Below are 26,950 nucleotides of genomic sequence, written 5' to 3'. Positions count from 1 at the left end.
TCCCTTAATAAAAATTAAAGGGCAAAGCATTAACTTTACCCTTGTTTTTATATTCATACTAAATAATTTCTGCAATTTTATCTTTTGCATCAGATACAATAGTCTCTTCGTCACAGTATTTTATTATGTAATCCAAGTATTTAACTGATTCATTAAACTCTCCAAGCATTTCTTTAACAAATGCTATATTAAAAATAACATCATAATTATTTCTGTCAATCATATACGCTTGTTTAAGGATATTATCAGCCTCTACAAATTCTGAAGTTAGTATATTTGTGATAGCTTTTAGATTTAAAATTTCCGACTCAAATTCAAATAAGTTTTGATATTCATTTATTTTTATTTGAGCATTTTTTATATCACCTTTATTTACGTCACTTTTAATAATCTCTTTATATTGTTTCTTAAGATTTTTGAGTTCTTCATTTTCTTCAATCTCAGATTTAAAATTATTAATTAATATAGATATAATATTTTTATATTTTTTATTTTCAATTAATAGTTGTCTCATATTTTTTATGTATTCAACTGGGTTATTTTTTTTGAGCTTTTCTATTAAATTTAATTTAATTATAAAGACATCATCTTCATCATTAACCAATCTTAATAACTCTTCATCACTTAACAACTCATTATATATTTGTTTTATATAAACAGAACTATATGCTAAATACATATATATCAATTGCTCATATTTTTCACCTTCTAACCCTCCATCAAATAGTAAATATTTAGATAAACATCTATATATTATAATTTTATTCAAATCCATCGTGTTAGAAGCTTTAACTAAATAATCATAAAGTTCTAATATACAACCTCTTCTATATAAAACTAAATATCCAAAATATTTATTTAGACTTACATGATTAACTCCTGCCAACAATTTTACCAAATCACTTCCGCTTTTTAATGCATAATAAATGACATCTGCATAGTATAATTCATTTTCTTCTAATAAAATCTCACTATACTCTTCATCTGATAATTGCAGCCCTATCCTTATTTTATTTAAAATTCCATAGTTTCCATCTATTTTAGTTAGAATATTATATATTTTAAATCTATCCGATTGTTTAATATTTAAAATTATATCTTCTATATTTTCTTGAAATATATTTTTTTCAACTTGTGATAGTGATATTTTTTCATATATATTAAATAATTCACATTCTCTTTCTAATTTATATAAACTCATAATTAGCACGTAGTATATTTGTTTTAGTTGTTCTAAATCTATGTTTTTTGATTCAGCTATAACCTTCTCATACATTCCTAAATTATAATATATATTAAGTATGTCTATTTTAGCATTTTCTCTAAAACTTATAGTGTCACATATACTGTATAAGTCTTTAGCTTGAGTTGATATTTCATAATTTTCGATTAAGTATAAATATCTATTATAATTATATAGACTTTCCTCATAATTTTTAAGATTATTCTGACTTATTGCAATATAACAATACATATCAATATTTTTATCATCATTTTCTATATACTCTTTACACAGTTTTTCACATTCTTCATATTCATCTAATTCAATATATAATTTTGCTAAACCGGAACTTACATATGAATATGTAGTTCTTAATTCATTGTACATTTTATAAGATTTTTTCATGTAACTAAGGGCTTCTTTTTTATCTCCAAAAGCTGAATAGTTCATAGCTAACTGATAGTATATGTATGGATTATTAGGATTGGCCTTTAACTCAGATAGTAAAATTTTTTCATTTCTACTAAGTTTTTTTTGTTTAACTTCTTCATTCTTATACATATATCCATAATGATTAAAATTAGCTACATCATTAAATATAGGTTCTTTATATATTGGTTGTTCATGTATAGCACCTTCATATCTAAAAGTCTTATCTTTTTTAAATAATCTAACAATAGATGCTTTATTAAAAAGTTTTTTATCTTCTGACATTATATTTGTTAACTCTATGGATGCACTATTATATTTTTTATGTATTCCATTTTTAAAGAAGTTAATTAAATTTTCATAGTTAACTAATTCTTCATCTGCATCTAATATAAGTACCCATTCTCCTTTTGCATACCCTATTGATATATTCCTCATTTGAGCAAAGTTATCATTCCATTTTGCAAAATAAATTTTTTCTGTATATTTCTGGGCAATTTCAACACTTCGATCTGAGGATCCTGTATCTAAAATTATAAGTTCACTCTTTATGTTATTCATTAAAGGATTTAATGATTTTAAAGTATTATCTAAATATTTTTCCTCATTTTTTATCATCATAACTATACTTAGTAGCATAATTCTATATCCTTTCAATTTAATTAAATTTAAAAATAAAGAGTAAAGCATATGCTTTACCCTTTAGTTTAAAACTTAATTATTATTATCTTAATAATTGAGTTACAGATTCTGGTTGTTGTTTAGCTTGTGCAACCATAGCTTGAGATGCTTGGTTTAATATATTTAACTTAGATAAGTTAACCATTTCTTTAGCAACATCTACGTCTCTTATTCTAGACTCTGCAGCTGTTAAGTTTTCTGTAGATGTAGTTAAGTTAGAAGAAGTGTATTCTAATCTATTTTGTACAGCTCCTAGTTTAGATCTTCCATTATTTATAGACTCTAATGCAGTATCTAAAGCAGTTACTAGGTCCTTAGCTTCAGTTTCAGTTCCAACTTTAACTTTTGAACTTAATGTAGTTCCTATAGTTTTTAAATCTATATTAGATATAACTCTTGTTTCTTGGTTTGCACCAGCTTGTATAGTCATACTAGCATTAGATCCATCTAATATATTTTTACCGTTGAACTTAGTTTCAGAAGCTATTTTACCCATTTCTTCGTTTAATTGAGTTAACTCTGTGCTTATCTTAGTTCTATCTTCAGTTGTTAAAGTAGAGTTTCCAGCTTGAACTCCAAGCTCTCTCATTCTTTGAGCTATGTTTCCAGCTTCTTCTAAAGCACCTTCTTGAGTTTGTACCATAGATATACCATCTTGTACATTTCTATCTGCTTGTTCCATACCTTTTATTTGAGCTCTCATTTTCTCAGATATAGCAAGACCTGCAGCGTCATCTCCAGCTTTAGTTATTCTTAATCCTGTAGATAATTTCTCCATAGATTTTCCAGATAAAGCAGTGTTTTTGCTCATTTGGTTAGTTGCTATCATAGCATTCATATTAGTGTTTATTCTCATTTTTATACTCTCCTTAGTTTTTTACGACATCCTTGTCTTTTTATTTTATTTGCAATTACTTGGCCAAGTATCGCTTACAATATTATATATCGGAACTATTTAGAAAAACTTTATACTTTTTTATTAAAAATATTTAAATTTTCTTTGGCTATGTTAATATAAGACATACTAGCTTTTTTGGATCTATTGTGTTCTTTAATTTCTTCTTTTGTAGTTTCTATCTGTTCTTTTAATAAAGATTTTATACTTTCATCTATATCAAGTATATTTTCTTTGAAAAGTATTTCTTTGAATTGTTTTGAATTAGTAACATCATCTAGTATGTTTTGTCTTATATCTAAAAGTTCGTTTATCTCTTCTATATCTTTATTTTTTAGTTTTTTAATTATATCTAATGATATGTCTTTATATTTATTAGCAAGTTCAATCATAATTTAACCTTCCTAAATTTACATTTGTGCAAAATAATTCATTTGTGAATTAAGCTTATTCATGCTTGCTTCTAACTGTCCAAATTGTTTGTATAATTTATTTTCTCTATCATTCATTTTTCTTTGAAGAAGTTTTATAGCATCTTCTTGTCTTTTTATTTGCTCTGAATAAAAATTATTCACAACTGATGAAGTTTTTTCAAGCCCAGCCTTTTTAGCAAAAACAGATGATGAAGTTCCTACATAATCATACATAGTATCTTTCATTTTTTCTAAAACACTATCATTGCCTCCTGCAAATGCATCATATACTTTTTGACTATTGTTTTGAAGTGCTTTTTTAAACTTGTCTTCATCTAAAGATAATTGCCCTTTTTTTGTATAATCTTCATTTGAAGTTAATCCACATTCCATTAAAAAAGTCATGTTGTCTCCAAATATTGAACCTTGCATTTTATCCATGAAGCTTCTCATTTCAGAATCATTTCTTAATAATCCTTCTTTAGCTTTCTTTTCCCATCTTTCTATTTCTTCTTCACTCATATCTTTCTTTTGAGCTTCTGTTAATGGTGGATAATCTTTATTTGCTTTTTCTGTAACAAGAGAATAAACTTTATCCATTATCTTATTATAATCTTCTACAAATTTTTTCATATTATCAACTACAGGTTGTACATCTTCTTTTGAAGTTATTTCACAAGTCCCTGTAGTATGAACATTGTATGTTATTCCATCTATACTAAATGAATTAGACTCTTCATTTAACGTTTTTGTAAACGATCCATCTTTTGCTTTAACTTCTATTTGTGAATTTGAGCCTTTTTCACTTTTTGAAATTCCTAAAAAATCTAAAGCTCCACTTTCGTTTCCAGAATCATCAACTATTTGTAGCTTAGAATTCTCTCCTGTTTTAGTACTTTGAATAGTAAATTCACCTGTCATATCGCTATAAGATGCTTTAACATTTCCATCTGTACTGTCATTTATCTTCTTTATTAAAGTGTCTACAGTATCAGCAGGCTCTTTTACTACTTTATTTCCGTCTTTATCTAATACAAAATTCCCATCACTATCTGTTTCATATAAAGGTTCTGTTCTTATTGTTATTTCTTTCGATATCTCTTTATCTCCATCTCCAAATTTTATTGAAAACTTTTGTTCTCCGCTTAAACCTAAAGATTCTAATGAGCTATCTTTTTTTATATCCACATTATTTGTAGCTTTGCTTGAGTTCATTTTAGCTGATTGAGCTAGCTTTACAACATTAAAACTATAATCAACTTTATTAGCTCCTGCACTTCCTGATGCTGTAATTACATTCTCATTTGAACTTCCTATAGTTAATGTATTCCATGCACTACTACTCATTATAGAATTTGGAGAAGCTACTGAAAAATACTTATCTTGTAAAGATTTAATATCTTTCATCACTTCCCTATATATCTCTTGTTGCCATTTTACTGTTTGTTGTTTTTGCTTTGCTTTATCAATTTTTTGTTGTTCTCCTGAAAGCATGTCTTTTATCATAGAATCAGTGTCCATACCAGTTGCAAGACCTGGAATTCTCACACTGCTTGCACTACCAACACTTGTCATAAAATTACCCCCTATTTACCAGTTTTAATTTTCATATCAACTTCATGCCACATATCCCTTACTTCCTCTATCAAAGGAAGCACTTCATCTATTATCTTTATATCTTTTTTCATATTTGCTTTAGCTAATTCATTTTTTATATATTCATATAACTGATATAAATCATCCATAGCCTTAGAGCTTCTATCCATAGTTATCATAAGTTCTAAAAATATATCTTGAACTCTAACTAATTCTTTATGAGCTCTTTCTATATTTCTATCAAGTATCGCCAACCTGGCTATTTTTGTATATTTAACCGCTCCATCTAATAGCATTAAAAGTAATTGCTCCTTAGATGCCGTATTTACAGAATTTTGTTTATACGCATTGTATGGATTTGCCGTGTACATATATTACCTCACCTACTTAAAATAATTTAAAATATCATCTAATTTAGCTATTGCACTTGAATTCTCTTCTTTTACTTTTTCATATATTTCTTTTCTAAGTATTATTTTATCTTTTGGTGCATCTATAGCTAATTTAACACTTCCGTCCTCTACCTTAACTATCTTTATTTCTATGTCATCTCCAATTAATAGTGACTCATCTTTTTTTCTAGAAATTACTAACATTTTTACCACATCCTATTAAAGGTTCTTTTATATTGTACTTGTCATCTTGTAATATTAACTGTAAACCTAGCTTATTTTTTACACTCATTACTAAAGGTGCTTTTAGATTTACAGTGCTATTTTCTAGCTTTTTTCCAAGTGTTACTATATTTAATAGTAATACGTCCTCTGGCCTATCTATTTTTAATGAATTTATAGTATCATCATCTAATTTAATTTCATAATCTTTTTTTATATCAAACGGTGATACAGCTATAAACCCTACACTCTTATCATCTAAAGAATTTACAACTTTAAATTTTTGATTTTCTTCAATATCATTTATCTCAAAGTTTTTATGATTTTCAAACCCTGGAAGTCCCTTTTCAAATACTACTTTCATAATTTCACCTCTATCTTAAATAATCTAATATACTAGGTTGTATAAGTTTTGCTCCAACTTGAATAGATGCATTATATACCATTTCTGCAGATTTTAATTCTATAAATTTATCTACATAATTTACATCTTGCTCTAATGATAATACACCTTTCATATTTAATATATTTTCATCATTAAGATCTTTTATTTTTTCTGCCGTATTTACTTTCACTCCAAATTTAGTTCTAGTATCAACAGTATGATTAAAAAAGTCATCTATATTTTGTTTTACATCTCCCAATAACTCTTTTTTATTATCTTCTACATCTACTCCATTAGCTATATCATTCATAAGCTTTGATAAATCATTTATTGAATCTAAATAATTCTTCCCATCTTTATTGAATATCTCACTTGCAGAAACATTGTAATCTAAATTTATTCCATCAGAAATTTCAGCTTTTAAATCTTCATCATTTATCTTAGGATTTAATGTTAAAGTAACAACCCCATCCTTTTCTTCTATGAGAACTGGTGGTTCATCCACAGATGTTCCTCCAAACATATATCTTCCACCATGAGTAGTGTTTAAAGTTTCTCCTAGAGCTTTTATTTTCTCATTCATTTCAGCTTGTATAGCCTTCATTTCTTCATCTGAGTAAGTTCCGTTTCCAACCTTTAATACACTGTTTTTTATATCTCCAAGCAGAGTTCCAAACTCTTCTAGGTTAGCATCAGTATTATTCATCCAACCTACAACTTCTTCTACATTTTGATTATGTTTTTCTGCATATTTTATTTCATTGTTTAAGTTCATTATTTTTATAGCTTTATGTGGGTCATCTGAAACTCTATTTATTTGTTTTTGTGAATCTATTTGTCTATTTAAATTGTCCATTCTTTGTAAACCTTCTTGAACATCATACATATGACTTCTAATCATTGATGAATTTGTTATTCTCATAATTCTCCTCCTAAAATTATCTTACTAGCCCATTTATTACAACATCTAGTAATGAATCAATAGTTGAAACTACCTTTGCACTTGCATTATACGCATGCTGAAATTGTATCAAGTTTATCATTTCTTCATCTAATGATACCCCCGATACATTTAATCTTGAATTATCTATTTCTTTTAAAACCTTGCTTTGGTTTTTTTCGTTTCTTCTAACTTCTTGAGTTTCATTTCCTAGTCTCTGTATTATGCTATTGTAGAAATTATTTATAGTTATATCTTCTCCACCGATACTTACTTTTTCATCTTTTAATTTATACATTTTTTGCGCAGTCTCTGCCGTTATATTTAAATCCGTAGTTTTATCTAAAATATCATCTTTTACTTTTAGTATAGAGTCTGTTCCAGTTTCAAATATATCTACTCCTAAAGTATCATTTACACTTTTTTTGATACCTTCTGCCAATTCTTCTAAATCCTTTTTGTATCCCTCTATTTTATCAAGCATTTCAAAAGAACCTTTAATTTCTCCAGATACACCTGGTATCTTTTTTAGATCATCTTCAGTTATATTTTCTCCGCTTGCTATTTTATCCTTTAATAGCTTTTGAACATTTTCATCATTTATGTTCATTTTAAAACTTAAATCATCTAAAATTCTATCTCTTTCATCCATTAAATCATTAGGAGATTTTCCGCTACCCTCAACTAATTTAATTTGTTTATCAAGCTCTTTTAATTCTTTTAACTTTCCATTTATATCGTCTATATTTTCATTTAGCTTTTTTTTCGCATTTTCACTTAACTCATTTAATTTTTTATATACATTACTTATATTTTTAGCTAAGTAGTCACTATTTTGAATAACTATATCCTTAGATCCAACGTCATTAGGATTCTTTGAAAGTTCTTGCCAGCTCATAAAGAAATTATTTATAGATGAAGAAATCCCTGTTTCAGATGGTTCATTAAATATAGTTTCCATAGTACTATAATGATCATATTTCACACCTATTTGACCATATGTATGACTTTCATTTCTAAATTGGAAATCATAAAATGAATTTCTAACCCTAACTATATCGGTAACTTCGACTCCTGTCCCTAATTGTCCAGCGCCTAACTGACTGTTATATCCAGGATAACTATATGCACTTCTTGCTTTTTGCTCTACTTGTTGTCTTGAATACCCTGGAGTGTTTAAATTGTTGATATTATGAGAAGTCGTTTGTATTGATGCCTGACTTGCACTCATACCAGTTCTTGCTGATTGTAAACTACCTAATAATCCTGACATATATTCCCTCCGATTATTTAATTTTTACTTTCCTACTTGTCCACAATAATTATATGTACCTGTTCCTTGACTTGGCTTTATTACATTTAACATTTTTTTAGTAAAAAATAGTTTTTGCTTTAAAATAACATGATTTGATTCTTTTTGAACTTCTATCATTTTTATAGTACTCTTTATTTCCTCATAAGCTTCTTTAATGTTTTTATCATCATTTTCTTCTATTAAAGTCCCCATACTAAAATCAGATCCAACTATGTTTCTTCTTTGAATTTCTAACTTTGCTATATCTCTAGATACATTTTCTAGTTTTCTTGAAATTTTATCTAATAATGTTGGATCTTTTCCAAGTATTAAATCATACTGCTCATCTAGTAAATTTAATAACTCTTTAAACAGTTTTCTTTGTTCGTATATTATAACTTTTAACTCTGGACTCATTTTTTTCTCCTCCTACAATTTTCCTACTATTTTTTTAGCTAAAATTCTAGAATCAACTTTATAAGTTCCATTTTCAATTTGCTGTTTAAGTCGATTTATTTTTTCCATATCCATAGGCTCTTCTTTTGAACTAACTTTACTTAAATACTTTCCTAACTCTGATATTTGCACACTATCAGTATTATTTTGACTTTTATTTTCATTATTATTTTTTAATTTATCCATCTTATATATGCTATTGAATGCTATATGTTTATCATTAGTAACTTTCAAAACGCTACCTCCTCAAGAATTTAATATTCTTCTTGCATTGATTTTATCTTTGATAATCTTACCGCTATTTTATCGTTTATTATCATACTTTCTCCGCTTGCTATAGTTACCCCATTTATACTTATATCTAATGGTTCTTCTAAATACTTATCTAACTCTAAGATATCTCCTTCTTTGAGATTTACTATACTAGAAATTTTTTCTCGAGTACTACCTACTAAAACTTCTAATTCCATCTCTGCATGTGATATAGCTTCTATAGCATTTACAGATGCTGTCTCACCCTTTTGTAATTGTTCAAACTGAGGTTCATATATCTCTTTTATTTCATTTTTGCTTTGCATAAGTGCCTCTCCTTATTTTACAAATATAGGTCAATTAAAAGCCCATTAATGTCATCTATTTCTGAAATAATATCTATATTATCTTTTTCATTTTCTAAAACAGACTTAGTTAAGTTCTCTAATTTTTCATCAACTACTTTTACTGTTTTAAAATAATTATTACTCCAAAAAGAATCTTTTTTATCTGTCTCATAGGTATAATCAACTACAGACTTCAAATATTTTTGTATCGCTTGCTTATATCTAATAACATGTGAATATCCTCTTGTATTTGCTAAGTCTTTTCCTATGTCTTTAATTTGATTTAAATATCTATCTACCTCTTCTTTACTTTTAGATATACTCACCTTATTAAAACTATCACTAAAACTTAGTGACTGTTTTGGCTTCTTTATATCTATTGAACTATTTTCACTAGAAATTTTAAATTCTCTTATTTTCATATTTACCTCTAATTAATAAAATTCCCCTACAGTTAATTCTTCCTCTGTTGTAAGTTTTTCTTCTTTTACTGACTCAATTAACTCATTTAAATCCATTGGTTTATAAAAGTAATATCCTTGTACTAAATCGCATTCCATACTTTTTAACCTTAAATATTCCTTTTCTGTTTCTACACCTTCAGCAACAACAGTTGTTTGAGTTGTGTGAATCATATTTATTAAACTTTCAACAAACATAGGATTTCTATTTGAATATTCAACTAAGGATTTATCTATCTTTATTTCATCTACATTATAATTTTTTATATAGTTAATTGAGTTGAATCCTTTTCCAAAATCATCTATCGATATTTTTATTCCAGTTTTTTTAATATTATTTATTATATCATTTATCTTTATTATATCTTCTATATTTTCACTCTCTGTTATTTCTAACTTTAAAGATTTGGAATCAAATGCAGTCTCATCTAATATTTCAATTATATCGCTTATAAAGTCTTTTTCTTCTAATTGTAGTGGAGATATATTTACTGATAAATCTATATTTGTGTTTAACTTTTTATTTAAATAATTTATATCTATACAAGCCTTCTCTAGTATCCATTTACCTAAAATATTTATATATCCACAATCTTCTGCAAACGATATTATTTTTTCAGGGTGTATATATCCATGTATTTTACTAAACCATCTTATTAAAACTTCTACCCCTACTATTTTTTCTGTATATAAATCTATTTTAGGTTGGTAATGCAACTTAATTTCATTACTCTTTATTGCACTCTCTATCGATTGTATACTTATATGTTCTTCGTATGTATCATTATATATCCCAACTCTATTCCCCTTGCTAATTAAATTTTTCATGCATATATCTAATTTGCTAATAGAATCAGCTATGTCTAAATCATCATTTTTGTATATAACTGCAGCTATATTAAAATTGATATAAACCTTATATATATCTTTTATTTCTTTGGTTAATATAGATTTAATTTCTTCCATGAATTCATAAATTCTCTCATTGTTTGTATTAGTTTTATGAATTATAAAATCAAAACTTGAAAATCTAGCTATTACTGCATTTTCACAATTACAGTTTTCCTCTAAACAAATAGCTATAAATCTCATCAATGTGTCTCCAATTTCCATTCCATAATGTACATTCACAAAATTTATTCCATCTACATTAATCTTTATAATAGTTCCATTTGGTTTGTTTGATATATAATCAAAAAAGTAATCCTTATTATATATACCTGTTAACGTATCTTTTTTATTCATATGTGCTCTTACATTATTTTTAATTTCTATCAATTGCTTGTAGTTCATATTTACCCCCTTGCGCAAAAATCGCTAGATGTATATTTAAGTATCTACAAGGTAATATTCAGTTTATCCCTTATAATATTTCATAACTTTAGGCACATAATTTTGTGTTTCTTTTGGCATTAAATATATATCTTCTGGAGAATTAACTCCTCTTTTTCTCATTCTTGTAGGTCCTCCATTATACGCCATTAAAGCCATTTTCGTATCGCCATTGTACTTATCTAAATATTCTTTTATATGTCTTGTTCCACCATCTATATTTTCATATATATCATATGGATTTTTAACACCTAGATCTCTACAATTTTCAGGCATAAGTTGCATTAAACCTTTAGCTCCTGCTTTTGATGTACACTTAGGATTAAAGTCTGATTCTACTTTTATTATTGATCTTATTAAATTTTCATCAACCCCATATTTCTTAGATGATATAGCTATAGCATTTTCTATTTGTGCATTTACATCTTTATTTTTAGATGTTGCCGTAAGTTTATTACTATTATGCATAGAATTTACTGTATCTAAGTTTTCAGTTTTATTATTTGATGTTTGTATATTGTTATTATTATGATTACAACATGTACAACAATTGTTTACATATTGATTAGTTCTACCTTGCGGCGTATTTGATACTGCTTTTAATAAACCTAATATTAACATATCAAATGCTTGTCCGCTCTCTGTGTTATTGTAAGTTTTATAACTATTGTTATTTGACATTAATGCTGTCATTTTTAATAAATCTATATTGTCAATCATTTTATCACCTCTAATATATACTTATAAATAGTTATACGACATGTATTTTTAAAAGTTTAGTATAGTTCTTTAAATTTTACTAAAAGGATAGATATTAACTTTCTTCAGACAAAGTCCTTAATATCAGACTTTAAGTCTTTCGTCAGTTGAACACCTATCCTTTTTGTATTTAGGTTTTTGGGTTACTAGAAAAAGGGGAAGTGTTCACTTTCTTCAGACAAAGCCCTTAAAATCGGACTTTAAGTCTTTCGTCAGTTGAATACTTCCCCTTTTTCTTGTTTGATTAGTGTTAGTCTTATATTTGTAAATTGCTAAATATATTGAATTTACTTAATTTGAGTTACTGTGTATCCCATATTTTCAAGATTTTTTAATATACTGTTTTCTCCAAAGAAGTGAAGAGCTCCTACTGATACAATATATTTTTCTTTTTGTTTTGCTAATTCATCAATTTTTTTTGCCATTTGTTCATCTCTTTTTAAATATTGTGTTTCATACTCTTTTGAGTTATATTTTTGTAGTTTATTCGCTTCTTGTTCCATATATCCAGTATCTCCTTTTATAAAGGCATACATATTTTCATTCAAATCTTTTGTTGTATCTTGTAACGTTTTTGAGCTAAATCCATTTACAAAGTCTTTTAAATCTTGTGTTGATTTTTTTAATATATCTACTTGTGTTTCATTACTTTCTAGTGATACTATTGTCTTTTTATCTTCACTAAACTTATTTGCTAAATAACCATTTAAAGAAGTACCTGTTAAGCCTGCTTTTTCTGCTTCTACTTGTTTAACTAATGATAAAAATCCACTTGGACTTAGATTTTCAACTTCTTTATATTTTAGTCCTAATGATTCTAAAATTTTATCTAACTTCCCTTGTTCTTCTTTTGTAAGTAAGTCTTTTAGTTTTTTATCTTTTAAATATATTTCTTTTTGTTGTTGTTCTTGAAGATCTTTTACTGTTTTTTGATCTTTAAAATTTATTTCAAGTGCTAAAGCATCTGTCTCTTTCAATATTTTTTTCATTTTTCCATTATTATAATCTAAATTCGGTTTACTTGGCTGCATAGATGCAGTTAAATATATAATATCATTTCCTTTTTTAGCCTCCCAGAAAAACCCTTTCATAGGTACTGTTGACTTTCCCGAAGTTTCGCTTTGATTAGTATTGCTACTTTTATTTGTACATCCTGCACCTAGGATTAAAATTGCAATTGGCAGTGTTAATAATAGTAACTTCTTTATAAATTTCATGTAAATCCCCCTCGTCAATTATCTTATGTTGTTATAATTGTAACATAGTTTTTTATTTATTGCGAATTTTAAGTATATATAGGAGGGAGATTAATATTCACTTCCCTCCTTTCCCTCATTTTCCACATCTAAAAAAGGGTTAGTGTATAAGTTTTAGCTACCTTTAAAGCATCTTTCCAGCTTTGGTAGCAAAACTTATACACTAACCCTTATAATAACTTTATTATTTTTTTAACTTTTTCTTTATCATATCTATTGCCATATTTACTTCTTCTACTTTAAACACTATTATAAGTGCTAGGTATATCCCTCCGCCTATAGCTATAGAAACTCCTAAAGAGATTGCTTCTTGTATAAATCCTAATCCCAAAATTCCAAATAAGAATTTATATACAAAATATGTTACAACTCCCATTACAAGAGATGCTACTAATGTTTTTATAAATGTAGCTCTTATTTTATCTTGACCATAATATCCTATTTTTTTCTTTAAACTTATAAATAAAAGTATTATACATATAATAGCTGATAAACTTGTTGCTAAAGCTAATCCCCCATGCCCCATAACTTTTACTAATGCTAGGTTTAACACAATATTTAAAATGACAGCTATTATACCATTTATCATTGGTGTTTTCGTATCTTTTAATGAATAAAATACTTTACTTAATATATCTCTTAATCCAAATCCAATCATACCAACTGAGTAAAATATTAAAGCTGTTGCAGTTAGTGTTGTTGATCTATCATTAAATGCCCCTCTTTCAAATAATATTCTAACAACTGGAGTCGCAAGTATCATAGCACCAACTGATGCAGGAACAACTAATAAATTTACACAGTTTACACTATTAGCGACAGATTCTGCAAATTTCTCTTTATTGTTTTCAGTTGATAATTTAGATAAAGTTGGATATATAACCGCCCCTAAAGTTGCAATAAACATCCCCATAACAAATCCATTCAATCTATTAGCATTACTTAGTGCTGTTATTACACCATCTTCAAGTCCTGATGCTAAACTTCTATCAACCATTGTATTTACTTGATTTACCGCTACTCCTATAAGTACAGGCATAACTAACCATAACATTTTCTTTAAATATTCATCTTTAAAATCTATTGTAGGCTTAAACTTATATCCTTTTTTAATAGCAAATGGAACTTGAAATAAAAATTGAGATAACATTCCAATTAATGAACCAATTGCTAATATATATATATTTCCTGTAACTCCACTTAATATTATAGATAGTATTATTATTATGTTATTAGGAAAACCTATCATCCCAGGAATAGTAAAATCACCTTTTATTTGTAAGTATGAAGTCATTAAGTTACTTAAACCAATAAACACAACTCCACCTATCATAATTCTTACAAATTTAACTGCTAATATTAACTTTTCCCCCTCATAATGAAATGCGAACATTTTTACTAGAGGTTCTGCGAATATATATCCTAAAATACCTAGTATTATACTTAATATAATCACTATGTTCATTATATTATTTGAGAATTTTAAAGCTCTTTCTTCTCCTTTATCATTTAATACCTCTTGATATAACGGTATAAATGTTGTAAGTAAAGCTGTACCTATAGATGCAAAAACTACTAATGGTATATTCATTGCTACTATATATACGTCACTATACACACTCGTCCCATAAAAATATCCTAATACTAATTCCCTTCCAAGTCCTAACACTTTCGATAACATAGTGACTACCATAAGCCAAAATGCTGATTTTGCCAAATTACTCATACTTTCCTCCTAGTTCTAATTTCGCCTAACCTCTATTATATAAAATTTTTTCCAAAATAAAAAGCCTCCTAAGGTTAATATTTCGTCATTTTTGGTTACAATCTTAATATTTTTATCCCTGTTATTTCTCTGCCACCCCCTCATTTGTAGACTTTTGTTGAAAAATGTTATATCATATCTATTAGCTAAATTTTTAAATAAGAGCGAGGTGTTAAATTTTGGATGAAAATATAGTACAATCTGTTACTGAAAATGTTGAGAAAATCAGTAATATGCCTTTAGATATTTTAACTGAAAAGTTTTTAAATTGGATTACAACTTTCGGAGCTAAACTTGTTATAGGTTTACTTGTTATATTTATAGGTTTAAAAATTATAAAAAAGGTTGTTAAGCACTTTACAACTTTTCTACAGAAGAAATCTGTTGATGTAACTCTTACTAAGTTTTTACATGCATTTGCTGAAGTAACATTAAAAGCATTCCTATTTTTAATAATACTTGGATATTGGGATGTTCAATTAACAGGACTTGCTGCATTGGTGGCTTCTGGAGGGGTTGCTATTGGTTTAGCTCTTCAAGGAAGTTTATCAAACTTCGCAGGAGGTTTTATCATACTTTTAATCAGACCTTTTAAAGTCGGAGATTATATAGAAACAGGAATTTATCAAGGAAGTGTTGAGGAGATTGGTTTATTCTATACTAAACTTACAACAGTAGATAATAAATTGATACTAATTCCTAATGGATCTTTATCAAATGGTAGTTTGGTTAACTACTCTGCTAAAGAAAAAAGAAGAGTAGATTTAACGTTTAGTGTTAGTTATGACAATGATGTTAATCATGTTAAAGATGTTTTAATTGATGTTGTTAAAAAGCAAAAGTTTATTTTATCTGATCCATCTTACTTTGTAGGTATAACTGCCCATGGACCTAGTTCTATAGATTTTACAGTTAGAGTATGGTGTAAATCTGAGCATTACTGGGATATTCATGGTAGCTTATTGGAAGAAGTTAAAATAAGATTTGATAAGGAGGACATCAATATACCTTATCCTCAAATGGATGTGCATATAAAGAAATAAAAAAAGGTGCCTTTAACGATTTTCGACAAAGATAAATTTATAAATTTATCTTTGTCGAAAATCGTTAATTTGGCACCTTTTTTTATTTATGATTTAGTAGTAATTGGTATTTTGTCTAAAAAGCTAGCTCCATTTTCAGTTCCTTCTAGACTAAAATAATCTATAGCTGTTGCTCCTATATCTGCTAATGTTTTTAATTCACCTATATACCCTGGTTTAATATTTTCATTATATATAAGTATTGGAACTTGTTCTCTTGTGTGCTGACTATGACCTATAGTGGGATCATTTCCATGGTCTGCCATAACTACTAGTATGTCATCCTTATCCAAAATGTTTATAAGCTGCTTTAACTTATCATCTGATACTTTAAGAACTTTAGCGTATTTTTCACTGCTTTGTTGGTGTCCTGCTAAATCAGATTCTTGAACATTTAAGCAGAAGAATCCCGATTCATTTTCTTTTACCTTTTGTATAAATTGATCAAATACTTCACCTGTATCTACTCCAGGTATACTTATACCGTAGTTGTTTTCAACTATATCTGCTACTTTTCCAAATAAATAAACTTTTACATTATTTTTACCTAGTATTGTTGGAACTTGAGTGTTTGGATCTACTCCATACCCAAGGTGTATTACTTGATACCCTTTATTGTATACTCCACTTCTAGGCGCATTTATTCCTGCATATATACCTTCTTTTTCTTCATATGCATTTAATATATCCTCAAGACTTATATTTTCGCCTCCAAAAGTTATAACTCTAGATGTATAAACACTTTTTCTTACTATTTTTCCAATTTTAACAAGCTCATCAAAACTTATTAAATCTAAAGATCCAGTTATATTGTAAACTTGTCCTAAATCCGCTTCTAAATTGTCCCCTACTGTGACACAATCATCTATAACCAATATCTTAGCTTCATTTCCATACTCGTTTACCTTATATCCATTTGATATAAGCCTTTTTTTAACTCTTTCTTTTGCCTTCAAAAAAGGTTCTTTTAGTGGTTTTTTAGGTGTAGATCCCATTATTTCTTGATGTCCATAAAATGTATCTGCTCCAAAATGCATAAGATTACCTTTTCCAAACATGGCATACTTTGAAAATTTCATATCTCCAACTTCGAATCCCAATGCATTACATATCCCTAATTTCTCTAAAATTGGAAGGTATATATTAGTTTCTTCTACTATATGTTTAAAAGTATTAGCTCCTATATCTTTTGGTCTAACAATTTTAGTATCTTCCATCTCCCCTATTCCAAATCCATCTAAAACTACTACTATGAATCTTTTCATATTATAGCCCCTTCTTTCTTCCTAAGCTGTCATATATTCCAACTAATTTTGGTGAATTATATTTAAGTCCCTCAACTAAAGCAACATCACTTCTAGTTACAAATATTTGAGTTCTAAAATTCATAATTACAGTTGATCCTATTTCATGGTTTCCTTTAAGTTCAAAGTAATAATCTATACTAAAAGGATCATTTTCTATAACATCAACAATATCTTGTCTAGAGTCATCATTAACAACCATAGCTTTAGTTAGATGAGATCTTCTATAATTACCTCCTCCAAAACAATAAGCTGTATCTTTTAGGTTATGAGAAATTTCTGATACATACACCATACATAACTTTTCTTCTAAATCTTTTACAGCATGCATCGGTGTACTACCTGTTAAAGCATGTCCAGGCTCTCCATGTGTTCCTCCATGTTTTTTTATTTCCTTTATATTATATACAGATGTTGCTGAAGGCATATTCATTTGATTTATCTTTATATCGTAATTAGACTCTATTAATCTTTTCGCTTTTTTAATTGTGTTTATATTATTTGTTGCTTTTATAACCTCTTTTTCTGTGTCAAATAAGAAACAAGGAAAAGCTGTTAATCCTTCTATTTCTATATTTTCAAATTTAATTATTTCCTTTATAGTTTTATTTAATGAATCTATATTAAACCCTCCAAACTGAGATGGATAAAGTGTATCTTCATCAGCATATACCCTTATAAGAATTTTTTGTTTTATACTGTGCTCCTTACAAATATCATTGATTTCTTTTATTTTATCTATAGAAAATACAGTTATAACCTCAGGCTCTATGTCTAATATTACTTTTTTTAAAATGTATTTAGGTACCTGAACTAAGTGACCTATATGCGAAACTTTTATATTATTTTCATGCATAATTAAAGCCTCTTTGTAGTCAACTGCTACTACCCCTTCGTAACCTATATCTTTTAATTTTTTAGCTATATATGGATTTCGCCCAAATTGCTTAGTCATATAATAAAGTTTTATATTATATTTATTTGCTTCATTGTATATTTTTGCAGCATTATCAATTAATGTATCTATATCTATTACATATGTGTCTGGTAGAATTTCTCCTTCTTTATGAAGATTTATTGAGTAGTCTATAAGCTTTTTATTGTCTTTTATTGTTTTGTCAAGAAACATACACTATACCTCCACTCTATTTGATTTCTACATTCTTTATAGCTTGATTTAATATTCTAAGAACAGTATCTTCACCACTTCTTAAAGGGTTTATTCTTATCATCTTCTTAGCTAATGATGGATTAGCATTTATAAATGTTCCTGATAATCTATAAAACATTGGCACAAATTCATATTTTGACTCTGCCCCAACTGGATTTGGCGCTGCCCCTAGTTTTTCAGCTTCTATTAATACTTCATTTGCTATCTCATCTTCTAATTCAACTAATATAACTTTTGATTGAGCATTAGCTATAAATGCATTTTTTACTTTTTCTACTTCTTTGTTTAATAATCTATTAACTATATTAGTTGTTACATCAGCTTGTATAGCAAGCATTACAGGTGCATATACAAGTCCTCTCAAGCAATCTATAGCTTCATGTCCTTGTACTTGTAGTCCTCCAGAGTAATTAGTTTTTATAAGCTTGTCTATATATACACTTTTACCTACAATACAACCTATTCCCTCTGGACCTAATAACTTAAATAATGAAAAACAAGATAAGTCAGCTCCTGCTTCAACTCCTATATATTCAACTTTCATAACTGCATAATTATCATCAGTTATAATAGTTATATCTTTATTAGTTTGTTTTATAGTTTCGATTACTTGCTTTATATCATAAGAGTCTGATGGCTGTTGTCTTGTGTATTGAACTATTGCAACCTTTATATCTTTATTATTTTCTATAACATTTTTTATATCTTCTACATTGTTATAATCCGCACTTATAGTGTCTATTCCTAACATATCTATAGAGGTATTAGTTGTTGGATAAATAGGTGCTGTGTGAACTAAAACTTTTTCATCTCTTTTTACTGATGAATATAACGCCATTCTAATAGCCATAGTTCCAGCCCCTCTTACAAGCATAGCTTTTTCTTGGTTGAAAAAATTAGCTATTACTTTTTCAACTTTTAAAGTTGTGCTTGGTTTGTTAATCCCCTTTACAACTCCTAAATCTCCCCTTGTTAATATTTCACTTCCACTAAATTCTTTAGTTACTTCATCTATAAGTTTAAATTGTAATTGTTTAGCTTGTTCTATTGATATACTTTGTAATGGATATGTCTTCATATTAATCCTCCTAAGAATTGTTATTTAAATAAGTTTTTTGGATTTTCTTTTAACATTTTATCTATGTTATTTTCACTAATACCAGCTTCTCTAAGTTTAGGTATGAAAGTTTCAAATAAATAATTGTATCCTATTCCACCTTTGTACTTTAAGTGAGATTTTCTAGTTATATCAACAGACATAACCACTTGATCTATAAGCCCTCTTTTAGATATTTCAACTAACATATCCACCCTTTTCTCATCTGGTAAATAATTTATCTTCCCTATTGTGTCAAACTCTACATAAACACCTTCATTTAGTAGTCTCAATATATAATCTATGTTTCCACTTAAATCTACATGACCTATAACTACCTTAGATAAATTTACATTATATTCTTTGAATAAATTTACTTGCTCTATTCCATAACTACCTAGTGTTGTATGAGTTGTTATTGGACAATTAGTTTCATTATGAGCTATAGAAGCTGCTACAAATACCTTTTTTTCAAGTTCTGTCATAAAGTCTTTGCTAGTTCCTATTTCACCTATCAAACTAGCTTTATAATTTGTATCTTCTATACCCTGTGTTAACTCTTTTAGCATTAATTTAGCTAGGGTTTTTTCACTTTTTTCACTTACTATGTCTGGTAAGAAAGGTTCTTTATAAAATCCAGTTGATAATATAAAATTTATATTGCTTTCTTTTTCTATATCTTTTATATAATTTATATCTCTGCCTATACCCATATTGGTTACTTCAACTATATTCCTAACCCCACTTTCATATAGCTTTTTTATTTCTCTTATAGTTTCATTTTTACAGTCTAATCTACAATCTTCATTTTGTTTTACTTTAGATAAATCAATATACATATGTTCATGGCATAATGTGTATCCGTCTATTATTTTCATAATCAATCTCCTAAATCAAATATTATACTGTTTTCTCTTAAGTTGTAATTTTCTTTAAAATATCTTTCAAATACATTGTTCTTTTCTATTTTTTTGTCTATTTCAATTCCTATTTTAAATAGTTTTTCAACTAATTTATTGTCAAATGTATATATTAAATATGCTGATCCTAATTCTATATCAGGTATAGCCAAACAATTTGCATTTATCATATTTAATATTCTTATAATTCCCTTATTTCCATTTTGTTGAATATTCGCTCCACACTCTCCAAACATACCTATAAGAGAATCTCCATTTCCATTTATATCTATTTCTTTTTCATATGATATAAATATCTTTCTTTCTTTTTTTATTTCATTTAAATTTTTAATTAACTCTTCTCTTTTTGAATATAAATTTAAATCTATAAACTTTGATATATTATTAACTTTTTTAAATTTATCTAAGTAATTTTTATCTCCTATCCCATATATTTCATAATTTACGCCTTCTTTTATTTGATTATTTTTTTCTAAAAATACATTTACTGCTTTTTTTAGTGTTTCAATATCCTTTGATATAAAACCTATGCCTGCTTCAAAGCTAATACCATCTGTTGATTTTTTAATTTGAGAAATCTTAAGGTTCATTCCTTTTGCAAGATATGAATATAAATTTAAACATATAGCCGGTGCTAATACAGAACCTCCACCATCTGTACCTATCCCCAAATCATTTATTCCAAGTAACACATTTATTGCACTTGCACTTGATGATCCTGTCATAACTTTTCCGGTTAATGGGTTTATTAGGTTTGTATCTATTGCCCTTCCTCCAACTGATTTATCATCTATTGTGTGAAGTATAAATCCTTCCTTATTTAGCTTTTTAAGCATTGCTCTGCTTATTCCTTTGTTATCTTTTACTCCCATATACATAGGATTTTCATTATTTGTTATTTTTTCTGTATAATCTATAATCGCATCTTCATTCATATGAATTACAGTTTTTCCTTTTTGTTTCATAGCTTTTAAACTTGCTTTAGCATGTATTTGTATATTTGTGTAATTTTTCATTTTTTCATCTCCTTATTTTTAAAGGGACGGTATTTTTAACCATCCCTTTAAATAACTAATTATTACACTGCTGGTACATACAATCCTAATACAAATAATATGTTTAATAATATTCCAAGTGCTATCACAGCTACTGGTCCTACAGCTATTTCTACCATAGATTTTTTAGCAGTTTTGTTTAATGCATATGCACCTGCTACGAATAAAAATCCTGTTCCTGGAGCTAGTGCATTTCCTGCCATCATAGACCCTGCCATTATAGCTATTTCAAGTACTTTATTCATAGCTGTTCTTACATGATCTCCTGATTTTTTTATTCCAGGGAATTTATCTAGTCCTGCTGCTGCTTTTTCTAGTAATATTACCTCTAAGAACATTACTAATGCTCCTACTATAAATGCAAGTATTGGATTGTGCATAAATATTATTCCTACTACAAATACCAACGTAGTTCCTGCTGGTCCATATACTCCAGTTGTTATAGCTGTTGTATATACTAATGGTATAAATCCTACTGCTCTTGCTGCTGCTGATATACCAGCTTCCATAGTCTTACCTTCTGCTAGTAATTTTAGAGACGTTGGATCTCCCGCAAAGAACATTAAACTTGTAGCTGCTGCTACTAATCCACCCATTACAGCTATTATAAATACATTTTTCTTTATATTTTTAAGTCTTTGTTCGAATATACCGATTAGTGCTTGATTGGAATTACTTCCATCACTTTTTTCCCTCATAGCAAATCCTAACATGATTATTACACCTACTAGTAATGCCATTCCATCTGGACTTAAACTTATAACAGATTCTCCAACTTTTATCTTTCCAAATGTCATCACAAGTTGATTCACTAATGCCACTATTGCGAATGTAATTATTCCTTTTTTAAATCCATATTGGTAACCAACAACTATCGCTGGGAACACCGCAAATGCTGCTACTACGGGTGCTCCAACTTGACCCAAAGCATCTAGGAAGTTTACTGGTAACATTGCGAATAGTTGAACAACTATTTCTAGTCCATATACAACTCCAACTCCATATAATCCACCAATTGCAGCAGACATTATAGTCCCTTTTTTAGAATCTGGACACCATGTACCTATTATGTCAGAACCTAATAGTATGCTGTGTGCTAATATTATTGGTGATCCTATTGAAAACGGTATCCCAAATCCTACAACTAATCCAAATGATAATGCAAAACTAGTTGCTGCAAGTTCAGCTCTCTTCATTCTTCCTTCGATATACTCTGGCATTATAGGTCTTAGCGCATCATTAAATGTTGCTATATTTTTATTTACTAGTACACATGATAAGCCTCCAAGTAATGCAGCTACTATATATTTAAATACGTCTCCCATACCTTGTGTTATATAATATAATCCTGAAAATAAAAGGGCTAATAAACCTAATGACACTATCTTCTTTGTCATATTTGAGTTTGTATTATTAATTTCAACAGTGTTATTTTCCACTATATTTACCTCCTTAGCCTAATATTTTTTCTAATATTATCTCTATAACTTCATCCGCATGTTGAGGTGTAAACCCAAATGCTTTTTTACCATTTTCAATTCCTTTTACTATATCTTCTTTTGGTAACATAGTACCTGGCATCGATGCGGTTAAACATTCATTCATTCCAACTAACGCTATTGCCATTGCCAATGCTCCACCTCCACCTGTGTTACATGCTCCAAAGTAATAGTCAGCTTGTCCAGTTTTCATTGCCATAGCTGCATCTAAGTCTGTTTTTACTTCAAGGGTAATTTTATCTTTTCCTATTTCTTCTATTTTTTTAGCTATTCTTTCTTTATCCATTTGTCCGCCTACAACTATTCTTATCATTTTAATCTCTCCTTTTTATATTTTTATTTTATTATTTTTTATTTATTATTAATTAATGTACAAAGATGTAAAATCATAAATTTCTTTTCATTTTCACTAAACTCTATTGGTATATCAATTTGTATGTTTTCCCATAATCTAAGACTTTCTTTATAATATTTATCTTTTTTTACTTCTTCATATAAAAAGTCTTCCATCTCATATGCTACTTCACATTTTTGTTGTCTTGATATTGCCATTGCAAAGTGAGTTATCATTCGTTGCATATCATCACTATTTTCTTCAATTCCTATACCTTTTAATTTTATTACTATATTTCTTAGATATAATAGCGTTTGCTTATCAATTATACCTGCTTGATGTAATGTTGCCAGTCTTATATCCATAATATACACCTCTCGTTTATTTTACATTAAACTCAATGTACATTTTTTTGTACATTGAGTTTAATGTAAAAACCTTTTATAACTAAAAGGCTTTATTGAATCTTTCAATGTACATTTTTTTGTATATTGAGTTTAAATATTTCTTGTCTTTATATTACTTAATCTCACCATCTTTGTCAATCGTTTTCCTTGTTTTTTTGCATTTTTTTATTTTTTAATATTTTGGGGTTATTTTTTCTTGTATAACTTTCTGCTGTATATCTCTTACTTCACTTGGTTTTACTAGTTTTTCTATTAGTTGATCAAAACCATTATTGTTATTGTTAATTATAATTACAGCCGTATTTGAATCTTTACTTTTATGATTTTTTAAATCTCTATATGATAAAAGTATCTCTTTTTCTTCTATCTCATCTATTGACCATACAGCTGCATCTATTTCTTTATTTAATATCTTAGTAACAATTTGATTATAAGACATATCTATAAATTCTACATCTATGCCTTCAAATTCTTTTATCGATAAATAGTACTGGTCTCTTGAAGTTTTATCAACTCCAACTTTTATCCCATCTTTTATTTCAATTTTTTCACCTTGTCCATATACCAATACATGTTTATTTACATAAGTGTTTTCTCCAAGTTCTAAAATTACTTTCATTTCATCATTTTCTTTCAATATTTGATCTGCAGCTAGTTTAGATGTTATAGCAAAATCATATCTTCCATATTTTAAACTTTCTATTCTTGTTTCAGCTCCCCTCATATATGCCATTGCCACTGAAAAGTCATTTTTTCCAAGTACAATATTTAGTCCAGTAGATAGACCTTGGTATAATTTTGAATATGGTAACGGCATAACCCCTACAATTGTTTTATAATTTGTAAACTCCCAAAGTTTTTTATAGTTTATATATATTAAAAATGTTCCTAAATGTCCCCTTCTTTCTAAACTTATTGCCCCTTCACTTTCCAGATGTTTAATAACTGATTGTATTGTTCCTCTTCCTACATTGTATTTTTTAGAGTAGTTATCAATTGTATTTATCTTATCTCCTTCTTCCATTAGGATTAGCTCTCTTGCTAAATTTATTGTTACTAATCCATTTTTATGTAGAAAGTTTTTTTGTATATTCAATTTTTTCTCCCCTTTCTATTCTTATATGCTTATTATATTTGGTTTATAGTTTTTATGTCAAATATAATTAAATAATCTTAAAAATATAAGGACAGTAATATGATGAAATACTAAAAGTAATTATACTTTTAGTATTTCATCATATTACTGTCCTTATCTATCTTTTTTCTATATTGATTTAAAATAAATTTTAGTTTTACTGATTTAATATATTAATAATTAGTTTTATCAGATTCTTGTATTATCATTTCAAGTTCTTCAATTTCTTTTTCATCTACTTTTTTATGATTTAAATCATCATTTCCATGATTTACTCTATGATTCAAAAACTCCATAAATTCTTTTCCTAAATCATCTCTTTTTAATGCAAAATCCACTGTAGCTTCTAAAAATTCTAATTTATTTCCAACATCATATCTTCTACCTTCAAAATTGTACGCATATATTGCTTCATATTTACTTAATGTTTTTAATGTATCTGTTAAATGTATTTCTCCACCTTTACCAGGTTTTTGATTTTCTAGTATTTCAAAAACTGTTGGAGTTATTATGTATCTGCCTAGTATAGCTATATTCGATGGAGCCTCATTATATTTTGGTTTTTCTACTAAATCATCAACTTTATAAACCCCTTCTTCTATATATGTAGCATCTATTATCCCATATCTTTCAACCTCGTCTTTTTCTACTCTTTGAACACCTAGTATAGAAGTATTATATTCATCATATACGTCAATTAATTGCGCTAAGCAAGGTACTTCACTATCTACAATATCATCTCCTAAAAGTACTGCAAATGGCTCATCACCTACAAAACTTCTAGCACAATAAATTGCATTGCCTAGTCCTTTAGGTTCTTTTTGACGTATGAAATATATATCTGCCATATTGGATATATCCTTTACCATATTTAACATTTCTGTTTTTCCTTTTTGTTCTAACTCTAACTCGAGTTCTATGCTTCTATCAAAGTGGTCTTCTATAGATTTTTTATTTTTTCCTGTAACTATTAAAATTTCTTCTATTCCTGACTTTACAGCTTCTTCTATTATGTATTGTAAAGTTGGTTTATCAACTATAGGTAACATTTCTTTAGGTTGAGACTTTGTCACTGGTAAAAATCTTGTTCCTAGTCCTGCTGCTGGTATTATTGCTTTTCTAATTTTCTTTTTCATAATTGCCTCCGGATTTAACTCATTTTTTATAGTTCTATAAATACCCTTTTAGTTTATGTATAAAAATGTTTTTTATTTTTATGTAAAGGTTTTATTTTAATCTCCGTATAATATATTTGAGGGTTATGCCATTGACCCTTCATCAAAGATTTTAAAAATCTTTTTTCCGCATTGTTAGTATGAGCTTGATTGTTAAAGTATTCACTTTAATAATTAGGCTCATATTATTTCAAATAAAAAAGTTAGTAGTTTACAAACTACTAACTTTTCCATTTAAACTTTATTTCTTTTTCTTTCTATTTATTCCAATCATTAAACCTGTTGCTCCAACTCCTAATAAAGAGTATGTTAAGATACTAGCATCTCCTGTAGCTGGAGATGTAACTCCCGGGTTTATTGATGGTTTATTTGGCTTACCTGTACTAGGTTTATCTATTGAAGGTTTTTCTGGATCAACAGGTTTTGGTTTTTCTGGATCTGGGTTAGGTATAGGTTTAACTTTTTCGTTTTCTATATTTCCTAGATCCACTATTTCAAACTTTCCTTTTTCTATGTTAAGCTCTACTTTTTTAGGGCTTAACATATATCCTTCTGGTGCTTTTGTTTCTACTAGATAGTATTTTCCTTCTCTTTCTACTGCTCCATATATCTTTCCGTCTTTGTCACTTACTAGTTTCTCTATCACTACTTTTCCTTTTGCATCTTCTAATCTAA

At 27.8% G+C, this 26,950-nt stretch carries 29 protein-coding genes; 1 reads left to right on the top strand and 28 read right to left on the bottom strand.

What is annotated here, in order from left to right:
- Positions 1-58: 58 nt before the first annotated feature.
- The 17 genes from ACRDDE_RS13270 to murJ all read right to left on the bottom strand — a co-directional run bounded on the left by ACRDDE_RS13270 (position 59) and on the right by murJ (position 15,058).
- Complete coding sequence (locus ACRDDE_RS13270; RefSeq protein WP_438627997.1) at positions 59-2,290, bottom strand: glycosyltransferase; 2,232 nt, start codon at positions 2,288-2,290, stop codon at positions 59-61.
- 85 nt (positions 2,291-2,375) lie between these two features.
- Positions 2,376-3,188: a flagellin N-terminal helical domain-containing protein gene (locus ACRDDE_RS13265; protein WP_278655813.1), complete on the bottom strand. Its 813-nt coding sequence runs from the start codon at positions 3,186-3,188 to the stop codon at positions 2,376-2,378.
- A 110-nt stretch (positions 3,189-3,298) separates the two neighbouring features.
- The gene (locus tag ACRDDE_RS13260) at positions 3,299-3,619 is read right to left on the bottom strand and encodes a flagellar protein FliT (protein ID WP_438627994.1); all 321 of its coding nucleotides are present in this window, start codon (positions 3,617-3,619) and stop codon (positions 3,299-3,301) included.
- A gap of 18 nt (positions 3,620-3,637) precedes the next feature.
- Entirely contained in the window at positions 3,638-5,215 is a 1,578-nt protein-coding gene (gene fliD, locus ACRDDE_RS13255) for a flagellar filament capping protein FliD (RefSeq protein ID WP_438627992.1), read from the bottom strand.
- A gap of 11 nt (positions 5,216-5,226) precedes the next feature.
- On the bottom strand, positions 5,227-5,607 hold the full coding sequence (fliS, locus tag ACRDDE_RS13250) for a flagellar export chaperone FliS (RefSeq protein WP_438627990.1): 381 nt from the start codon (positions 5,605-5,607) through the stop codon (positions 5,227-5,229).
- Between the two features lie 12 nt (positions 5,608-5,619).
- Positions 5,620-5,832, bottom strand: coding sequence for a carbon storage regulator CsrA (gene csrA / locus ACRDDE_RS13245; RefSeq protein ID WP_025162497.1), 213 nt, complete (start codon positions 5,830-5,832; stop codon positions 5,620-5,622).
- The gene (gene fliW, locus ACRDDE_RS13240) at positions 5,816-6,214 is read right to left on the bottom strand and encodes a flagellar assembly protein FliW (RefSeq protein WP_438627988.1); all 399 of its coding nucleotides are present in this window, start codon (positions 6,212-6,214) and stop codon (positions 5,816-5,818) included. Before fliW ends, csrA begins: the two co-directional genes overlap by 17 nt.
- Positions 6,215-6,224: 10 nt before the next feature.
- Positions 6,225-7,157: a flagellin N-terminal helical domain-containing protein gene (locus tag ACRDDE_RS13235; RefSeq protein WP_438627987.1), complete on the bottom strand. Its 933-nt coding sequence runs from the start codon at positions 7,155-7,157 to the stop codon at positions 6,225-6,227.
- Positions 7,158-7,173: 16 nt separating this feature from the next.
- Entirely contained in the window at positions 7,174-8,448 is a 1,275-nt protein-coding gene (flgK, locus tag ACRDDE_RS13230) for a flagellar hook-associated protein FlgK (protein WP_369284807.1), read from the bottom strand.
- A gap of 24 nt (positions 8,449-8,472) precedes the next feature.
- Positions 8,473-8,886, bottom strand: a complete 414-nt coding sequence (locus ACRDDE_RS13225) for a flagellar protein FlgN (RefSeq protein ID WP_438627985.1) — start codon at positions 8,884-8,886, stop codon at positions 8,473-8,475.
- 12 nt (positions 8,887-8,898) lie between these two features.
- Positions 8,899-9,159, bottom strand: a complete 261-nt coding sequence (flgM, locus tag ACRDDE_RS13220) for a flagellar biosynthesis anti-sigma factor FlgM (protein WP_438627983.1) — start codon at positions 9,157-9,159, stop codon at positions 8,899-8,901.
- Positions 9,160-9,179: 20 nt separating this feature from the next.
- A complete protein-coding gene (locus ACRDDE_RS13215; protein ID WP_438627981.1) occupies positions 9,180-9,503 on the bottom strand; it encodes a FliM/FliN family flagellar motor switch protein in 324 nt (107 codons plus the stop codon).
- A gap of 17 nt (positions 9,504-9,520) precedes the next feature.
- The gene (locus ACRDDE_RS13210; RefSeq protein WP_142729895.1) at positions 9,521-9,946 is read right to left on the bottom strand and encodes a YaaR family protein; all 426 of its coding nucleotides are present in this window, start codon (positions 9,944-9,946) and stop codon (positions 9,521-9,523) included.
- 12 nt (positions 9,947-9,958) lie between these two features.
- Positions 9,959-11,278 carry an EAL domain-containing protein gene (locus ACRDDE_RS13205; protein WP_438627979.1) on the bottom strand — a complete coding sequence of 440 codons (1,320 nt, stop codon included), beginning with the start codon at positions 11,276-11,278 and terminating at the stop codon, positions 9,959-9,961.
- 63 nt (positions 11,279-11,341) lie between these two features.
- Entirely contained in the window at positions 11,342-12,037 is a 696-nt protein-coding gene (locus ACRDDE_RS13200) for a lytic transglycosylase domain-containing protein (RefSeq protein ID WP_438627977.1), read from the bottom strand.
- A 326-nt stretch (positions 12,038-12,363) separates the two neighbouring features.
- A complete protein-coding gene (locus ACRDDE_RS13195; RefSeq protein ID WP_438627975.1) occupies positions 12,364-13,293 on the bottom strand; it encodes a TraB/GumN family protein in 930 nt (309 codons plus the stop codon).
- A 223-nt stretch (positions 13,294-13,516) separates the two neighbouring features.
- On the bottom strand, positions 13,517-15,058 hold the full coding sequence (gene murJ / locus ACRDDE_RS13190) for a murein biosynthesis integral membrane protein MurJ (protein WP_438627973.1): 1,542 nt from the start codon (positions 15,056-15,058) through the stop codon (positions 13,517-13,519).
- 218 nt (positions 15,059-15,276) lie between these two features.
- On the opposite strand from murJ, the gene ACRDDE_RS13185 reads away from it, so the two are divergent.
- A complete protein-coding gene (locus ACRDDE_RS13185; protein ID WP_438627971.1) occupies positions 15,277-16,140 on the top strand; it encodes a mechanosensitive ion channel family protein in 864 nt (287 codons plus the stop codon).
- Positions 16,141-16,226: 86 nt separating this feature from the next.
- Here the strand turns inward: ACRDDE_RS13185 and ACRDDE_RS13180 are convergent, their stop codons facing one another.
- From ACRDDE_RS13180 to ACRDDE_RS13130, 11 genes are all read right to left on the bottom strand, one after another.
- A complete protein-coding gene (locus tag ACRDDE_RS13180) occupies positions 16,227-17,444 on the bottom strand; it encodes a phosphopentomutase (protein WP_438627969.1) in 1,218 nt (405 codons plus the stop codon).
- A 1-nt stretch (position 17,445) separates the two neighbouring features.
- The gene (locus ACRDDE_RS13175) at positions 17,446-18,612 is read right to left on the bottom strand and encodes a YhfX family PLP-dependent enzyme (RefSeq protein ID WP_438627967.1); all 1,167 of its coding nucleotides are present in this window, start codon (positions 18,610-18,612) and stop codon (positions 17,446-17,448) included.
- A 16-nt stretch (positions 18,613-18,628) separates the two neighbouring features.
- Positions 18,629-19,732 carry an aminotransferase class V-fold PLP-dependent enzyme gene (locus tag ACRDDE_RS13170; RefSeq protein ID WP_438627965.1) on the bottom strand — a complete coding sequence of 368 codons (1,104 nt, stop codon included), beginning with the start codon at positions 19,730-19,732 and terminating at the stop codon, positions 18,629-18,631.
- A gap of 20 nt (positions 19,733-19,752) precedes the next feature.
- Positions 19,753-20,628, bottom strand: coding sequence for a phosphotriesterase family protein (locus ACRDDE_RS13165; RefSeq protein WP_438627963.1), 876 nt, complete (start codon positions 20,626-20,628; stop codon positions 19,753-19,755).
- A 2-nt stretch (positions 20,629-20,630) separates the two neighbouring features.
- Positions 20,631-21,686: a hypothetical protein gene (locus ACRDDE_RS13160; RefSeq protein WP_438627961.1), complete on the bottom strand. Its 1,056-nt coding sequence runs from the start codon at positions 21,684-21,686 to the stop codon at positions 20,631-20,633.
- A 62-nt stretch (positions 21,687-21,748) separates the two neighbouring features.
- Positions 21,749-23,164, bottom strand: a complete 1,416-nt coding sequence (locus ACRDDE_RS13155; protein WP_438627959.1) for a YhfT family protein — start codon at positions 23,162-23,164, stop codon at positions 21,749-21,751.
- A 13-nt stretch (positions 23,165-23,177) separates the two neighbouring features.
- Positions 23,178-23,537 carry a DUF2620 domain-containing protein gene (locus ACRDDE_RS13150; protein ID WP_195946128.1) on the bottom strand — a complete coding sequence of 120 codons (360 nt, stop codon included), beginning with the start codon at positions 23,535-23,537 and terminating at the stop codon, positions 23,178-23,180.
- Positions 23,538-23,575: 38 nt separating this feature from the next.
- Positions 23,576-23,923, bottom strand: coding sequence for a PRD domain-containing protein (locus ACRDDE_RS13145; protein ID WP_438627956.1), 348 nt, complete (start codon positions 23,921-23,923; stop codon positions 23,576-23,578).
- 214 nt (positions 23,924-24,137) lie between these two features.
- On the bottom strand, positions 24,138-25,061 hold the full coding sequence (yhfZ, locus tag ACRDDE_RS13140) for a GntR family transcriptional regulator YhfZ (RefSeq protein WP_438627954.1): 924 nt from the start codon (positions 25,059-25,061) through the stop codon (positions 24,138-24,140).
- A gap of 212 nt (positions 25,062-25,273) precedes the next feature.
- Entirely contained in the window at positions 25,274-26,236 is a 963-nt protein-coding gene (gene galU, locus ACRDDE_RS13135; RefSeq protein ID WP_438627952.1) for a UTP--glucose-1-phosphate uridylyltransferase GalU, read from the bottom strand.
- 280 nt (positions 26,237-26,516) lie between these two features.
- The coding region (locus tag ACRDDE_RS13130; RefSeq protein ID WP_438627950.1) for a SpaA isopeptide-forming pilin-related protein at positions 26,517-26,950 on the bottom strand (434 nt) is incomplete at its 5' end.

The sequence above is a fragment of the Paraclostridium sp. genome (assembly GCF_051656405.1).
Classification (GTDB): domain Bacteria; phylum Bacillota; class Clostridia; order Peptostreptococcales; family Peptostreptococcaceae; genus Paraclostridium.
This window is presented reverse-complemented; position numbering and strand designations above follow the sequence as displayed.

What these genes read in the sequence shown, in the direction of transcription:
- ACRDDE_RS13270 (WP_438627997.1), bottom strand. Translation starts at nt 2,290, where the DNA reads ATGCTACTAAGTATAGTTATGATGATAAAAAATGAGGAAAAATATTTA.
- ACRDDE_RS13265 (WP_278655813.1), bottom strand. Translation starts at nt 3,188, where the DNA reads ATGAGAATAAACACTAATATGAATGCTATGATAGCAACTAACCAAATG.
- ACRDDE_RS13260 (WP_438627994.1), bottom strand. Translation starts at nt 3,619, where the DNA reads ATGATTGAACTTGCTAATAAATATAAAGACATATCATTAGATATAATT.
- fliD (WP_438627992.1), bottom strand. Translation starts at nt 5,215, where the DNA reads ATGACAAGTGTTGGTAGTGCAAGCAGTGTGAGAATTCCAGGTCTTGCA.
- fliS (WP_438627990.1), bottom strand. Translation starts at nt 5,607, where the DNA reads ATGTACACGGCAAATCCATACAATGCGTATAAACAAAATTCTGTAAAT.
- csrA (WP_025162497.1), bottom strand. Translation starts at nt 5,832, where the DNA reads ATGTTAGTAATTTCTAGAAAAAAAGATGAGTCACTATTAATTGGAGAT.
- fliW (WP_438627988.1), bottom strand. Translation starts at nt 6,214, where the DNA reads ATGAAAGTAGTATTTGAAAAGGGACTTCCAGGGTTTGAAAATCATAAA.
- ACRDDE_RS13235 (WP_438627987.1), bottom strand. Translation starts at nt 7,157, where the DNA reads ATGAGAATAACAAATTCATCAATGATTAGAAGTCATATGTATGATGTT.
- flgK (WP_369284807.1), bottom strand. Translation starts at nt 8,448, where the DNA reads ATGTCAGGATTATTAGGTAGTTTACAATCAGCAAGAACTGGTATGAGT.
- ACRDDE_RS13225 (WP_438627985.1), bottom strand. Translation starts at nt 8,886, where the DNA reads ATGAGTCCAGAGTTAAAAGTTATAATATACGAACAAAGAAAACTGTTT.
- ACRDDE_RS13215 (WP_438627981.1), bottom strand. Translation starts at nt 9,503, where the DNA reads ATGCAAAGCAAAAATGAAATAAAAGAGATATATGAACCTCAGTTTGAA.
- ACRDDE_RS13210 (WP_142729895.1), bottom strand. Translation starts at nt 9,946, where the DNA reads ATGAAAATAAGAGAATTTAAAATTTCTAGTGAAAATAGTTCAATAGAT.
- ACRDDE_RS13205 (WP_438627979.1), bottom strand. Translation starts at nt 11,278, where the DNA reads ATGAACTACAAGCAATTGATAGAAATTAAAAATAATGTAAGAGCACAT.
- ACRDDE_RS13200 (WP_438627977.1), bottom strand. Translation starts at nt 12,037, where the DNA reads ATGATTGACAATATAGATTTATTAAAAATGACAGCATTAATGTCAAAT.
- ACRDDE_RS13195 (WP_438627975.1), bottom strand. Translation starts at nt 13,293, where the DNA reads ATGAAATTTATAAAGAAGTTACTATTATTAACACTGCCAATTGCAATT.
- murJ (WP_438627973.1), bottom strand. Translation starts at nt 15,058, where the DNA reads ATGAGTAATTTGGCAAAATCAGCATTTTGGCTTATGGTAGTCACTATG.
- ACRDDE_RS13180 (WP_438627969.1), bottom strand. Translation starts at nt 17,444, where the DNA reads ATGAAAAGATTCATAGTAGTAGTTTTAGATGGATTTGGAATAGGGGAG.
- ACRDDE_RS13175 (WP_438627967.1), bottom strand. Translation starts at nt 18,612, where the DNA reads ATGTTTCTTGACAAAACAATAAAAGACAATAAAAAGCTTATAGACTAC.
- ACRDDE_RS13170 (WP_438627965.1), bottom strand. Translation starts at nt 19,732, where the DNA reads ATGAAGACATATCCATTACAAAGTATATCAATAGAACAAGCTAAACAA.
- ACRDDE_RS13165 (WP_438627963.1), bottom strand. Translation starts at nt 20,628, where the DNA reads ATGAAAATAATAGACGGATACACATTATGCCATGAACATATGTATATT.
- ACRDDE_RS13160 (WP_438627961.1), bottom strand. Translation starts at nt 21,686, where the DNA reads ATGAAAAATTACACAAATATACAAATACATGCTAAAGCAAGTTTAAAA.
- ACRDDE_RS13150 (WP_195946128.1), bottom strand. Translation starts at nt 23,537, where the DNA reads ATGATAAGAATAGTTGTAGGCGGACAAATGGATAAAGAAAGAATAGCT.
- ACRDDE_RS13145 (WP_438627956.1), bottom strand. Translation starts at nt 23,923, where the DNA reads ATGGATATAAGACTGGCAACATTACATCAAGCAGGTATAATTGATAAG.
- galU (WP_438627952.1), bottom strand. Translation starts at nt 26,236, where the DNA reads ATGAAAAAGAAAATTAGAAAAGCAATAATACCAGCAGCAGGACTAGGA.